Raw genomic sequence first — 13,775 nt, forward strand, 5'->3', positions numbered from 1 at the left:
TGCCCCGTTCCGTCCACTACTGATGCCCATCACGCTCGATCGCGTTGATGCGGTCGACCTTGGCCCCGGAACGCGCGGCTTCGAACTCCGACTCCAGGAACGACTTGACGATGCTCTTGGCCAGTTCCGCGCCGATCACCCGTGCACCGATGGACAGGATCTGCGCATCGTTGCTCTTGCGTGCCCGCTCCGCCGAATAAGTGTCATGGGCCTGGGCCGCACGAATCCCCAGGACTTTGTTGGCCGAGATGGCCATGCCGATGCCAGTGCCGCACACCAGCACGCCCAAGCGTTGCTCGCCGGCATTGATCGCCGTGGCCACCGCCAGGGCAATGTCCGGGTACAGCACCGGCGCCGTGGAATGGGTGCCGAAGTCCGTCACCGGGTAACCCAGCGCCTCGATATGGCGCTTCAACAGTTCTTTGAGCTCATAACCCGCTTCATCGCATCCGATAGCCACCGGGAAAGGTGTGTTCATGGCGTTTGGCTCCGCTGCCGTTTTGGGTGCTGGAGAGTGATCATATGATCACTCGGTGAAATTTAGCTCAGTCATTTCTCGGATATTCCAGTCGCCCTGTCAAGCAGGATTTAGCTGACCTTCCAGTCAAAGCCCTCTAAACCGGCTTACTTTGCGCAAATCCGTCCATTTACAACTTTTCAGTGAAAGAGATTGACTGATCAGAATTTCATTTGATACACATATGCTCACAGCGAAACATGACTGTGCGACCTAATAAGAATTCACAGCACGAGGACACGCCGATGGCCACGCCATTACTGCTCCAGGCTGAACACGTCGCCAAGGCTTACGCCGGGATTCCTGCCCTGCGTGAGGGGCGCCTCTCTCTGCGGGCCGGCAGCGTCCACGCCCTGTGCGGCGGCAATGGCGCAGGCAAATCGACTTTCCTGAGCATCCTGATGGGCATCACCCAGCGTGACGCCGGGACCATCCTGCTCAACGGCTCCCCCGTCCAGTTCAACCGCCCCAGCGAAGCACTCGCGGCGGGGATCGCGATGATCACCCAGGAGCTGGAACCCATTCCCTACATGACCGTCGCCGAAAACATCTGGCTGGGCCGCGAACCGCGCCGCGCCGGCTGCATCGTCGACAGCAAGGAGCTCAACCGGCGCACTCGCGAACTGCTGGAAGGCCTGGAGTTCGACGTCGACGCCACCAGCCCCATGCATCGCCTGAGCGTGGCGCAGATCCAGCTGGTGGAGATCGCCAAGGCATTCAGCCACGACTGCCAGGTGATGATCATGGACGAGCCCACCTCGGCCATCGGCGAGCGCGAGGCCGAAACCCTGTTCAAGGCGATCCGCCGCCTCACCGCCCGTGGTGCCGGCATCATCTATGTGTCGCATCGTCTCAGCGAACTGGCGCAAATCGCCGACGACTACAGCATCTTTCGCGACGGCGCCTTCGTTGAGACCGGGCGCATGGCCGATATCGACCGCGCCCACCTGGTGCGCGGCATCGTCGGCCAGGAACTGACCCGCATCGACCACAAGGTCGGCCGCGAATGCGCCGCCGAATGCTGCCTGGACGTCGACAGCCTGAGCCGCGCCGGCGAATTCCAGGACATCAGCCTGCAACTGCGCCAGGGCGAGATTCTCGGCATCTACGGACTGATGGGCTCGGGCCGCAGCGAATTCCTCAACTGCATCTACGGCCTCACCACGCCGGACTCCGGCAGCGTGACCCTGCAAGGCAAACCGATGCCCATCGGCCTGCCCAAGGCAACGATCCAGGCCGGCATGTCACTGGTCACCGAAGACCGCAAGGACAGCGGCCTGGTGCTCAGCGGCAGTATCCTCTCGAACATCGCATTGTCGGCGTACAAGCAGCTGTCGAGCTGGTCGCTGATCAATGCCCGCAAGGAAAACCAACTGGCCCAGGACATGGTCAAGCGCCTGCAGATCAAGACCACTTCCCTGGACCTGCCGGTGGAATCCATGAGCGGCGGTAACCAGCAGAAAGTAGTGCTCGCCAAATGCCTGTCGACCCAGCCGATCTGCCTGCTGTGCGATGAGCCGACCCGGGGCATCGACGAAGGCGCCAAGCAGGAGATCTATCACCTGCTGGACCAGTTCGTGCGCGCCGGCGGCGCGGCAATTGTGGTGTCGTCCGAAGCCCCGGAATTGCTGCACCTGAGTGACCGTATTGCCGTGTTCAAAGGCGGAAGGCTGGTGACCATCAGCAGCGATACCGCCCTTTCCCAGGAAGCCTTGTTGAGTCTTGCCTCATGAATGCCAAATCACTTTCTACACCTGCAGCCGCCCCCGTCACGACCGCACCCCGCAGCCGCCTGCGCCTGTCCCTCGACCGCTTCGGCCTGCCGCTGGTGTTCATCCTCCTGTGCCTGGTGATGGCCTTCGCCAGCGAATACTTCATGACCTGGCGCAACTGGATGGACATCCTGCGCCAAACCTCGATCAACGGGATCCTCGCCGTGGGCATGACCTACGTGATCCTCACCAAGGGCATCGACCTGTCGGTGGGCTCGATCCTGGCGTTTGCCGGGCTGTGCAGCGCCATGGTCGCGACCCAGGGCTATGGCGTGCTGGCGGCGGTCAGCGCCGGGATGTTCGCCGGGGCGATGCTCGGGGTGGTGAACGGCTTTATGGTGGCCAACCTGTCGATCCCGCCCTTTGTCGCGACCTTGGGCATGCTGAGCATTGCCCGGGGCATGACCTTCATCTTGAACGACGGCAGCCCGATCACTGACCTGCCCGACGCCTACCTGGCGCTGGGTATCGGCAAGATCGGCCCGATCGGTGTGCCGATCGTGATCTTCGCCGTGGTCGCGCTGATCTTCTGGATGGTGCTGCGCTACACCACCTACGGCCGCTATGTGTACGCGGTGGGCGGCAACGAGAAGAGCGCGCGCACCTCCGGGATCGGTGTGCGCAAGGTGATGTTTTCGGTGTACGTGGTCTCGGGCCTGCTCGCCGGGCTGGCCGGTGTAGTGCTGTCGGCGCGCACCACCTCTGCCCTGCCCCAGGCCGGCACCTCGTATGAGCTGGATGCGATTGCCGCCGTGGTAATCGGCGGCACCAGCCTGTCGGGCGGTACCGGCACGATTGTCGGCACGCTGTTTGGCGCATTGCTGATCGGCGTGATCAACAACGGCCTGAACCTGCTCGGCGTGTCCTCCTATTACCAGCAGGTCGCCAAGGGCCTGATCATCGTGTTCGCAGTGCTGATTGACGTGTGGCGCAAGAAGAAACGCTAGTTCTGAAAACTACCACTACAACAATAACGGAGTTCTCTCATGAAACCTGGTACGACTTTGGCCGCCGTCGCGGCACTCTCCCTGCTCGCCAGCAGTGTCACCCTGGCCGCCGATGGCAAGACCTACAAGATCGGCGCCGCCGTGTACGGGCTCAAGGGCCAGTTCATGCAGAACTGGGTGCGCGAGCTGAAGGAACACCCCGCAGTCAAGGACGGCACCGTGCAGTTGACCGTGTTCGACGGCAACTATGACGCACTGACCCAGAACAACCAGATTGAAAACATGGTGACCCAGCACTACGACGCGATCCTGTTTGTGCCGATCGACACCAAGGCCGGCGTCGGCACCGTGAAGGCCGCCATGAGCAATGACGTGGTGGTGATCGCCTCCAACACCAAGGTGGCGGACGCCAACGTGCCTTATGTTGGCAACGATGACGTGGAAGGCGGTCGCCTGCAGGCCCAGGCCATGGTCGACAAACTCAAGGGCCGCGGCAACGTGGTGATCATCCAGGGCCCGATTGGCCAGTCGGCGCAGATCGACCGCGAAAAGGGCGAGATGGAAGTACTGGGCAAGCACCCGGACATCAAGATCATCGAGAAGAAAACCGCCAACTGGGACCGCGCCCAGGCCCTGGCCCTGACCGAAGACTGGCTGAACGCACACCCCAAGGGCATCAACGGGGTGATCGCGCAAAACGATGACATGGCCCTCGGTGCGGTGCAGGCGTTGAAGTCCCATGGGCTGACGTCCAAGGATGTGCCGGTGACGTCCATCGACGGCATGCCGGATGCGATCCAGGCGGCGAAGAAAGATGAAGTGACCACCTTCCTCCAGGACGCCCAGGCCCAGTCTCAAGGCGCGCTGGATGTGGCGCTGCGGGCGCTGGCCGGCAAGGATTACAAGCCGCAGTCGGTGATCTGGGAACGTTATGGCAAGGACGTGAAATGGGGTGACGGCACCGCCAGGAACTACATCCTGCCGTGGGTGCCGGTGACCAATGCGAATGCGGATGCGCTGTATCAGCAGGTGAGCGGTACGAAGTAAGTTTTGACTTGAAACCCGGTCAAGTGTGGGAGCGGGCTTGCTTGCGAAAGCGGTGGATCATTCAACAGATGTGCCACCTGATACACCGCTTTCGCGAGCAAGCCCGCTCCCACATTGGATCTTCACCGATCTGAAAAATGGAGTCATGTTCATGTCTGGATTCTGGAATCAAGCCTTCGACCTCACCGGCCGCTGCGCCGTGATCACCGGCGGGGCCGCCGGGATCGGTCTGGCTTGTGCCAGCCTGCTGGTGGAACGCGGCGCGCGGGTGGCCCTGCTGGACCGCGACCCGGCCGTGGTCGAAGTCGCCGCCAGCCTCGGCGCCGGGAACATCGGCATCGCCGTGGACCTGCGCCAACTCGACCAGGTGCACAGCACCGTCGATTACGTATTCGATCACTTCAAACGCCTGGATTACCTGGTCAACAGCGCCGGCGTGGCCCTGCTGGACAAGGCCCTGGACGTCAGCGAAAACGCCTGGGACACCACTCTCGACATCAACCTCAAGGCCAGTTTCTTCGTGGCCCAGGCCTGCGCCAGGCACATGCTTGCCCAGGGCAGCGGGCGCATCGTCAACCTCGCCTCCCAAGCGGCGGTGATCGGCCTGGACCGTCACGTCGCCTACTGCGCCAGCAAGGCCGCCGTGGTCGGCATGACCAAGGTGCTCGCCATGGAATGGGCGCCGCATATCAACGTCAACGCCATCTCCCCGACCATCGTCGAAACCGCCCTCGGTAAAAAGGCCTGGGCGGGCGAGCTGGGGGAACGGGCCAAATTGCAGATCCCGGTGGGCCGCTTTGCCCAGCCGGAAGAAATCGCCGGGCTGGCGTTGTACCTGCTCAGCGACGCCGCACAGATGATCACCGGGGAAAACGTGGTGATCGACGGCGGCTACAGCATCCAGTAATTGATCTTTTGTCGTGAGGTTTATCGTCATGTCTACCGTTACCGAACGCACTGCCGAACAACTGTCCCCCGTCATTCCGAAAACCATGCAGGCCGTGGTCTGTCACGGCCCCGAAGACTATCGCCTGGAGACCGTCGATGTGCCGACGCCCGGCCCCGACGAAATCCTCACCAAGGTCGAGCTGTGCGGCATCTGCATGGGCGACATCAAGACCTACCGCGGCGCGCCCTCGTTCTGGGGCGACGCCGAGCAGCCGCGCTACGTGAAGCCGCCGATGATTCCCGGCCACGAGTTTGTCTGCCGCGTGGTCGCCCTCGGCCCCGGCGCGGAAAAGCGCGGGGTGAAGGTCGGCGACCGGGTGATTTCCGAACAGATCGTGCCGTGCTGGGGCTGCCGCTTCTGCAACCACGGCCAGTACTGGATGTGCCAGAAACACGACTTGTACGGCTTCCAGAACAACGTCCAGGGCGCCATGGCCCAGTACATGATCTTCACCAAGGAAGGCATCATCCACAAAGTACCGGACTCGATTGCCCCGGACGAAGCCATCCTGATCGAACCCCTGGCCTGTTCGCTGCACGCGGCGGAACGGGCGAATGTGGATTTCGACGACATCGTGGTGGTGGCCGGCGCCGGCACCCTGGGCCTGGGGATCATCGGTGCGGTGCGCATGCGCAACCCGAAAAAGCTCATCGTGCTCGACATGAAACCCGAACGCGCTGCCCTCGCCCTGCGCATGGGCGCGGACGAAGTGTGGAACCCGGCCGAAGTCGACGTGATGGCGAAGATTCGCGAGATCACCGATGGCTACGGCTGCGACATCTACATCGAAGCCACCGGGCACCACAAGGCGGTGAACCAGGGCCTGGCGATGCTGCGCAAGCTGGGGCGCTTCGTGGAATTCAGCGTGTTCAACGACGAGGCCACGGTGGACTGGTCAATCATCGGTGACCGCAAGGAACTGGACGTTCTGGGCTCGCACCTCGGCCCCTACATGTACCCGCGCGCCATCGACTTTATCGGCAACCGCAAGATCGACATGCGCGACGTGGTGACCCACAAGTTTGCCCTGGCGGACTTCAAGGAAGCGTTTGCGGTGATGGAGCGCGGGGACAAGTCGCTTAAAGTCGTCCTGGAACCCTGATTGGCCCAATAACACAAAACCCTGCGGGCGCCGGGCTTAGGCTTTTTGTGGGAGCTGGCTTGCCTGCGATGCAGACGCCTCGGTCTATCTGTGACACCGAGCCGATGCAATCGCGGGCAAGCCAGCTCCCACAAAAGCCCCCGGCTCCCACACCAAGAACAAGAACACAGGAAACCGCGTTATGAATCGAGTGATAAACGATCCGGACCAGGTGGTCGAGGACATGCTGCGGGGTATTTTGGTCGCGCACCCCGAGCTGCGCCAATACGAAACCAATCCCCGGGTGATCGGCAAGGCCAAGCCGTCACCACAGGGCCGGGTGGGCATCGTGACCGGCGGCGGCTCCGGCCATGAACCGGCGTTCCTTGGCTATGTCGGCCCGGGCCTGGTGGACGCCGTGGCCGTCGGCGAAATCTTCTCCTCGCCCACCGCCAAAAGCTTCTTCGACGCCTTCCGTGCCGCCGACCACGGCGCCGGGGTGGCGTGCCTGTACGGCAACTATGCCGGCGACAACATGAACGTGAAGCTGGCGATGAAGATGGCCGCCAGCAAGGACATGCGCATCCGCACCGTGGTCGCCAACGACGACGTGGCCTCGGCGCCCAAGGCCGACATCGCCAAGCGTCGCGGCGTGGCAGGCGAGATCTTCATGTGGAAGGTCGGCGGTGCAGCCGCGGCCCAGCATTACGACCTGGACGGGGTGATTCGTGTCGCCCAGAAAGCGGTCGACAACTGCCGCTCCATCGGCATCGGCCTCACGCCCTGCACCATCGCAGCGGTGGGCAAGCCGAACTTCCAGATTCCCGACGGGCAGATGGAATTGGGCATCGGCCATCACGGCGAGCCTGGCATTGAAGTCATCCCGATCGAATCCGCCGAGGCCATGGCGGCCCGCATGCTCGCACCGATCCTCGCCGACCGCGACTTCAGCCAGGACGACAGCGTGGTGGTGCTGGTTTCGGGCCTGGGTGCGACGCCGGTGATGGAACTTTACATTTTCTACGCCGAGGTTGAACGTCAGCTGCAAGCCAGGGGCTTGAAGATTCACCGCTGCTACGTGGGCAACTACTTCACCTCCCTGGAAATGATGGGCGTGACCCTGACCTTGCTGGGCCTGGACGCCGAGCTGAAATCCCTGATCGACCAACCCTGCCGTTCCATCGGCATGACCCAGGCGGACTAAACCATGAGCCAGCATTTCTCCACCCACGACGGCAGCGCCATCGTCGCCGACCTGGTCAGCGTGATCGTTGCCAACCGCGAATACCTGAGCGAAGTCGACGGCGCCATTGGCGATGGCGACCACGGCATCAACATGGCCAAGGGGTTTGCCCATTGCGGGCGCACCATTGAAGGCCGCCAGCTGACCCTGGCCGAAGCCCTGGATGAGTTGACACTGAGCCTGATGGAAGGCATCGGCGGCTCCATGGGGCCGTTGTATGGCAGCCTGTTTATCGGCATGGCGGATGAGGTGCGCGGCAGCGAACAGATTGACGCGGCGACCTTTGCACATTTGCTGCGGGGCGGGCTGACCTCGTTGCAGGACATCACCGAAGCCGGCGTGGGTGACAAGTGTTTGATGGACACCTTGATTCCGGCGGTGGAGGCGTTTGAACAGGCCCATGGGTCGGGGGCGTCATTCAGTGAGGCGTTGGAGGCGATGAAAAGTGCCGCGTCGCGGGGGCGGGATTCCACCAAGGACCTGGTGGCAAAAATCGGCCGCGCCAGCCGCCTGGGCGAGCGCTCACTGGGTGTACTGGATGCCGGAGCGGTATCGTGCTGCTTGATACTGACGCGATTGGCGGATTCGGTTCAACCGCGGTTGGTGCAGTGCTTGAAATGACCCCTTCGCGAGCAAGCCCGCTCCCACCTTCGACCGAGTTCCATCTTTGGAATGCCGTCGAAGGTGGGAGCGGGCTTGCTCGCGAAGGCAGCAACACACTTAACCCGTGAAGCACCTAACCCGCCGCGATCAAACCTTCAAACTGGCTACCTGCTTCACCTGCTCTATATACCGCGCCACCGCCGGCGCCTTTTCAAAGCGCCGGTAAATCAGCGACAACCAGGACGACGCCTCGCTGCCTTCGATGCTGCGGTACAAGACATTCGGCAAGCTCACATGCCCCACCACCGACTCCGGCACCACCGCCACGCCCTGCCCCAGTGACACCAACGCAATCACCGCCACCAACCCACCCGGCTGCGGCCCCAGTCGCGGCGCATAACCACCCTGCGCCGCCACGTGCAGCGTGCCGCTGATCTGCTCGGGCAAGATGAAGGTCTCGTTCTGCAGATGCTCGCAACTGATTGCCTTCAACCCCAGCAGCCACGAATCCTGGGGCAACGCCAGCACAAACCCCTCACTGCTCAACCGCACCGCTTCGACCCCATCAGGCAAGGTCATCGGCGAACGAATGTAACCAATGTCGAAACGCCCCTCCGCCACCAACCCCGGCAACACCGCCATGGGACTCTCGCGCACGCTGAGGCTCACGTCCGGGCAGTCCGCGCAGAACGACTGCACCTGACGCTGCAACAACCCCGAATACACCGCCGACGCCACATAACCCAGTTCGATATGACCGATCTCGCCACGCCCGGCGCGCTGGGCATTGCGTTGGGCAAACTCGAACTGGCGCACGGTGGCCTCTGCCTCGATCAGCAAGGCCGCGCCCGCCTCGGTCAGGCTGACCTCGCGCTGGCGGCGGATAAACAAGCGCGTACCGAGGGTGGTTTCCATGTCCTGGATCTGCCGGCTCAGGGTCGGCGGCGCGATACCCAGCTGTTCGGCAGCACGGGTGAAATTGCGTTGCCGGGCAACCGCCAGGAAGTAGCGGAAATGACGTACTTCCATCGCAGGATTAGCTCAAAGGTAATGAAGTTCTGTATGGCGCCTAACAAGGACGCCACCTGCCGGGGATAAGCTCGCGGTACGTTCACAGTAGAGAGGCTTTCCCATGTTCGTCAAATCATTGGTCCTGGTGCTTGCCGGTCTTTGCACCGTGCCCGCAGCGCTGGCCGCAGAAGCCCCGGCAAGCATTGCCCACAAGGCAATCCTGAACCTGGCAACGGCCCAGCAGATCGCCGCACACGCGCGCAAGGTCGCCGCCGACAAGGGCTGGCCCTGCGCCGTGGCCATCGTCGATGACGGTGGCTGGCCGATCCTGACGCTGCGCATGGATGGCGCTCCCGTGGTGGCCGGTATCGAGCTGGCCCAAGGCAAGGCGCGCACTTCAGCGCTCTTCAAGCGGCCGTCCGGGGATCTGGAAAACGCCATCAACAATGGCCGCCCGGCAGCCATCACCGCCGGCCTGTTGATGATGAAGGGCGCCCAGCCAATCATCCTTGAAGGCCAGGTAGTGGGCGCCATCGGCATCAGCGCAGATACTCCGGCCCACGATGACGAGATCGCCCTCGCGGCGGTGGCTTCGGTGCAGCCATGAGCAAGGTCAGCCCGCGCCTGACACTGCTGACAGCCTCCGGGGTCTGTTCGCTGATCGTGCTCGACACCAATATCGTCGCCGTGACCCTGCCGAGCATCGCCCGGGACCTGGGGGCGAATTTTGCCGATATCGAATGGGTGGTCAGCGCTTATATGCTGGCCTTCGCCGCCCTGCTATTGCCGGCCGGAAGCATTGCCGACCGCTTTGGCCGCAAGAAGACCCTGGTCTGGGGCCTGGGTATTTTCATCCTCGCCTCCCTCGGCTGCGGTGCGGCGCCGAATGCGTTGTTCCTGGATATCGCTCGCGCCGTCAAAGGTGTCGGCGCAGCGCTGCTGCTGACCTCGGCCCTGGCCTCCATCGGCCATACCTTCCATGACGAAGTGGAACGCGCCAAGGCCTGGGCCTTCTGGGGCGCGTGCATGGGCGTGGCGATGACCGCCGCGCCGACCCTCGGCGGGTTGATTACCCAGTACCTGGGCTGGCGCTGGATTTTCTATCTGAATTTGCCGGTCGGCCTGGTGCTGATGGGACTGGTGCTGCGCGCGATTCCGGAATCCCGCGATGCCCAGGCTGCAAGGCTCGACCCTTGGGGCAGCCTGAGTTTCAGTGCCAGCCTGCTGTGCCTGATCTGGGGCTTGATCGAAGCCAACCGTATCGGCTGGGACAACCCGCTGACTTACGCGCGGCTGCTGGGAGGCGCTGCGTTGCTGGGTGTTTTTGTACTCGCCGAACGCCTGCAACAGCGGCCCATGGTCGACCTGCAACTGTTCAGGCACCCGCGCTTTATCGGCGCACTGCTGGGGATGTTCGCCTACGCCGGCTGTGCCCAGGTGATGATGACGCTGCTGCCGTTCTACCTGCAAAACGGCCTGGGGTTCTCCGCGATTGCCTCCGGGCTGGGCATGTTGCCGTTTGCCTTGACCATGTTGATTTGTCCGCGGATAGGCGCACGCCTGGCCGGCCGCTTTGCCCCGGCCACTCTGATGGCGACAGGGCTGGCGCTGGTGGGTTGCGGCAACCTGCTGAGTGCCTGGGCGGTCAATATCGGCGGCTATCTGCCGTTCGCCCTGGCGATTGCCGTCACGGGGGCCGGCGCGGGATTGCTCAATGGCGATACGCAGAAAAACATCATGGCTTGCGTGCCACGGGACCGCGCGGGGATGGCGTCGGGCATGAGCACCACCATGCGCTTCAGCGCGATCATGTTGGCGATCGGGGTGTATGGGGCGTTGTTGAGCAGCCATAGCGAACAGTTGCTGCACACGAGCATCGGCTCCCAGTGGCAGGAACAGGCGGCAGGGATTGCTTCACGGGTAGTGGCTGGCGATATGCCGGCGGCCATGGCGTTGCTGCCCGAGTCAGCACGGGACACGGTGCAGCCACTGGCGCGGCAGGCGTTCGTCGGCGGGTTCAGCGTGGTGCTGTGGGTGGCGGGGTTGTTGGGTTTGCTGGGGGCGCTGGTGGTGGGCTCGTTGATGCGGCATCCCATACCGGCGGTGCCGCAGGCCTCTTTACTGACTCGATAATGCGACCACCACGACCCAATGTGGGAGCGGGCTTGCTCGCGAATGCGGTGGGTCAGTCAATACATCTGTGACTGATCCACCGCATTCGCGAGCAAGTCGAATCGTCGCACCGCCGCTCCCACATTTTGATCTTCGAACGTCAGCTGGAATTGTTACCAGAAACGCTGCTGGGTCAGCCGACTCCACCAGGTCAGCAGCACCCGGTCAACCGAACCGCTGGCCGCCAGGCCCACCCGCTCTTGCAGGCTTTTACGCTCGGCATAGTGCAGGTGGAACACCTCGGCGGTCTTGGCCTTGGTCGCCAGGTATTCGTCGCTGGTTTGCAGCTGGTCCACCAGTTGCTTGTCCAGCGCCGCGACGCCCAGCCAGACTTCACCGGTGGCCACGTCATCAATGGCCAACTGCGGGCGGTAGCGCGACACGAAGTTCTTGAACAGTTGATGGGTGATGTCCAGGTCTTCCTGGAACTTCTCGCGGCCCTTCTCGGTGTTTTCGCCAAACACGGTCAGGGTGCGTTTGTATTCACCGGCAGTCAGCACTTCGAAGTCGATGTCGTGCTTCTTCAGCAGGCGGTTGACGTTGGGCAACTGCGCCACCACGCCAATCGAGCCAAGGATGGCAAACGGTGCGCTGATGATCTTCTCGCCGATGCACGCCATCATGTAGCCGCCGCTGGCCGCGACCTTGTCGATGCACACGGTCAACGGCACGCCCGCCTCGCGGATACGCGCCAGTTGCGACGACGCCAGGCCGTAGCTGTGAACCATGCCGCCGCCGCTTTCAAGGCGCAGCACCACTTCGTCCTTGGGCGTGGCCAGGCTCAGCAGTGCCGTGATTTCATGGCGCAGGCTTTCAGTGGCCGAGGCCTTGATGTCGCCGTCGAAATCCAGCACGAACACCCGTGGCTTGGCTTCTGGCTTCTTCTTGCCCTTCTTCTTTTCGGCCTTGCCTTCAGACTTGCGCAGGGCCTTGAGCTGGTCCTTGTCGAGCAGGGTCTGCTCCAGGCGCTCACGCAAACCCTTGTAGAAGTCATTGAGCTTGCTGACCTGCAACTGGCCGGCAGCTTTGCGGCGGCCTTTGCTGCGCAATGCGGCGAAACTGATCAGCACCACCAGGATGGCGACGACCAGGGTGACGGTTTTAGCCAGGAAAGTAGCGTACTCGGCCAGAAAATCCATGTGACTCCTTACAAGTGCAGTGCGCCAGGCGCGGATTGCCCAAGCATACCGACGCCACCGCCATGGGGCCAGTGATCAAACCGCCAGCAGCGGGCCTCTAACGACCTTTTAAAACAAGCGTATGTTTTTTCATTGACAGCTTCCCGGCATCCTCATAACCTCGCCAGACTTTCAACGTACCGGGAAAACGGACGTGGGCAGCATCTACCTGATTCGACATGGCCAGGCCTCCTTCGGTGCAGACGACTACGACGTGCTGTCGCCCATCGGTGTGCAACAGGCGCAAGTGCTGGGCCGCCACCTGGCGGAACTGGGCCTGGGCTTCGACCGCTGCGTGTCGGGCGACCTGCGCCGCCAGCAGCACACCGCCAACGCCGCCTTCGAACAATACAGCGCCCTCGGCCTGCCGGTACCCACGCTGGAAATCGACAGCGCGTTCAACGAGTTCGACGCCGAGGCGATCATCCGCGCCCTGCTCCCGGACCTGCTGCACAGCGAACCCGAAGCCCTGCACATATTGCGCAACGCCGCGCAAAACCGTGGCGAATTCCAGCGCATCTTTTCCCTGATCATCGAACGCTGGCTGGCCGGCACCTACGACCCGCCGGGCCTGGAAAGCTGGCTGGGATTTGTCGAACGTGTCCAGGGTGGCCTGCAACGCCTCCTCGAAGCCGCCGACAACCGTGACAAGATCGCCGTGTTCACCTCCGGCGGCACCATCACGGCCCTGCTCCACCTGATTACCCGAATGCCTGCCGCACAGGCCTTCGAACTGAACTGGCAAATTGTTAACACCTCGCTCAACCAACTGAAATTCCGTGGTCGCGAGGTGGCACTGGCTTCCTTCAACAGCCATACCCACTTGCAACTGTTGAAGGCGCCGCAGCTCATCACTTTCCGATGAATTGCGGCCAACCGTGACCCCAAGGTCACTGGACTCACCATAAAAGGATCGAAACCATGACTGACGTAGCTAAAGCCGTAGAAGCAATGAAAGCCAAATTCAACCCAGCCGCTGCCGACGGCCTGGACCTGGTGTTCGGTTTCCGTATCGACGACACCCAGAACTTCTCGCTGGTTGTGAAAAACAAAACCTGCGAACTGCTGGAAGGTGAAAACCCGGACGCCCAAGTCACCCTGGTGATGGACGGCGACACCATGAAAGGCATCGTCAGCGGCGAAACCGACGGCATGCAGGCATTCATGGGCGGCAAACTGCGCACTGAAGGCGACATGATGCTGGCCATGAAATTGAGCGAGCTGTTCCCGGCCTGATCAGGGCAACCCTGGCAAG

At 62.5% G+C, this 13,775-nt stretch carries 14 protein-coding genes; 11 read left to right on the top strand and 3 right to left on the bottom strand.

The genetic code is table 11. The features are described 5' to 3' along the window. Positions 1–16: 16 nt before the first annotated feature. Positions 17–478, bottom strand: coding sequence for a ribose 5-phosphate isomerase B (gene rpiB / locus HX805_RS21990; RefSeq protein WP_003215716.1), 462 nt, complete (start codon positions 476–478; stop codon positions 17–19). Between the two features lie 284 nt (positions 479–762). On the opposite strand from rpiB, the gene HX805_RS21995 reads away from it, so the two are divergent. The 7 genes from HX805_RS21995 to dhaL all read left to right on the top strand — a co-directional run bounded on the left by HX805_RS21995 (position 763) and on the right by dhaL (position 8,177). Beyond that, positions 763–2,250: a sugar ABC transporter ATP-binding protein gene (locus HX805_RS21995; RefSeq protein WP_003215714.1), complete on the top strand. Its 1,488-nt coding sequence runs from the start codon at positions 763–765 to the stop codon at positions 2,248–2,250. Beyond that, complete coding sequence (locus HX805_RS22000; RefSeq protein WP_003215711.1) at positions 2,247–3,236, top strand: ABC transporter permease; 990 nt, start codon at positions 2,247–2,249, stop codon at positions 3,234–3,236. The genes HX805_RS21995 and HX805_RS22000 overlap by 4 nt, the downstream gene beginning before the upstream one ends. A gap of 39 nt (positions 3,237–3,275) precedes the next feature. Further along, positions 3,276–4,283: a substrate-binding domain-containing protein gene (locus HX805_RS22005; protein ID WP_087694868.1), complete on the top strand. Its 1,008-nt coding sequence runs from the start codon at positions 3,276–3,278 to the stop codon at positions 4,281–4,283. A gap of 151 nt (positions 4,284–4,434) precedes the next feature. After that, positions 4,435–5,190: an SDR family oxidoreductase gene (locus HX805_RS22010; protein WP_177080250.1), complete on the top strand. Its 756-nt coding sequence runs from the start codon at positions 4,435–4,437 to the stop codon at positions 5,188–5,190. Positions 5,191–5,218: 28 nt separating this feature from the next. After that, on the top strand, positions 5,219–6,334 hold the full coding sequence (locus tag HX805_RS22015; RefSeq protein WP_008434653.1) for an erythritol/L-threitol dehydrogenase: 1,116 nt from the start codon (positions 5,219–5,221) through the stop codon (positions 6,332–6,334). A gap of 181 nt (positions 6,335–6,515) precedes the next feature. Beyond that, complete coding sequence (locus tag HX805_RS22020; protein WP_003215684.1) at positions 6,516–7,517, top strand: dihydroxyacetone kinase subunit DhaK; 1,002 nt, start codon at positions 6,516–6,518, stop codon at positions 7,515–7,517. A gap of 3 nt (positions 7,518–7,520) precedes the next feature. After that, positions 7,521–8,177, top strand: a complete 657-nt coding sequence (dhaL, locus tag HX805_RS22025) for a dihydroxyacetone kinase subunit DhaL (RefSeq protein WP_177069981.1) — start codon at positions 7,521–7,523, stop codon at positions 8,175–8,177. A 129-nt stretch (positions 8,178–8,306) separates the two neighbouring features. Here dhaL and HX805_RS22030 read toward each other — a convergent pair whose 3' ends face one another. Continuing rightward, entirely contained in the window at positions 8,307–9,188 is an 882-nt protein-coding gene (locus HX805_RS22030; protein WP_177117311.1) for a LysR family transcriptional regulator, read from the bottom strand. Positions 9,189–9,291: 103 nt separating this feature from the next. On the opposite strand from HX805_RS22030, the gene HX805_RS22035 reads away from it, so the two are divergent. Continuing rightward, positions 9,292–9,777, top strand: coding sequence for a heme-binding protein (locus HX805_RS22035; RefSeq protein ID WP_177080252.1), 486 nt, complete (start codon positions 9,292–9,294; stop codon positions 9,775–9,777). Continuing rightward, positions 9,774–11,303 carry an MFS transporter gene (locus HX805_RS22040; protein ID WP_102605150.1) on the top strand — a complete coding sequence of 510 codons (1,530 nt, stop codon included), beginning with the start codon at positions 9,774–9,776 and terminating at the stop codon, positions 11,301–11,303. Before HX805_RS22035 ends, HX805_RS22040 begins: the two co-directional genes overlap by 4 nt. Positions 11,304–11,455: 152 nt before the next feature. On the opposite strand, the gene sohB is transcribed toward HX805_RS22040, so the two are convergent. After that, positions 11,456–12,481 (bottom strand): protease SohB, encoded by a 1,026-nt coding sequence (gene sohB / locus HX805_RS22045; protein ID WP_008434663.1) that lies wholly within the window; start codon positions 12,479–12,481, stop codon positions 11,456–11,458. 193 nt (positions 12,482–12,674) lie between these two features. Here sohB and HX805_RS22050 point away from each other — a divergent pair, with 193 nt between their 5' ends. Then, positions 12,675–13,385: a histidine phosphatase family protein gene (locus HX805_RS22050; RefSeq protein ID WP_177080253.1), complete on the top strand. Its 711-nt coding sequence runs from the start codon at positions 12,675–12,677 to the stop codon at positions 13,383–13,385. Positions 13,386–13,441: 56 nt separating this feature from the next. Beyond that, entirely contained in the window at positions 13,442–13,756 is a 315-nt protein-coding gene (locus HX805_RS22055; protein WP_008434667.1) for an SCP2 sterol-binding domain-containing protein, read from the top strand. Positions 13,757–13,775: the final 19 nt, after the last annotated feature.

Origin of the sequence: Pseudomonas sp. G5001, assembly GCF_013385475.1 — a bacterium.
Taxonomy (GTDB): Bacteria; Pseudomonadota; Gammaproteobacteria; order Pseudomonadales; family Pseudomonadaceae; genus Aquipseudomonas.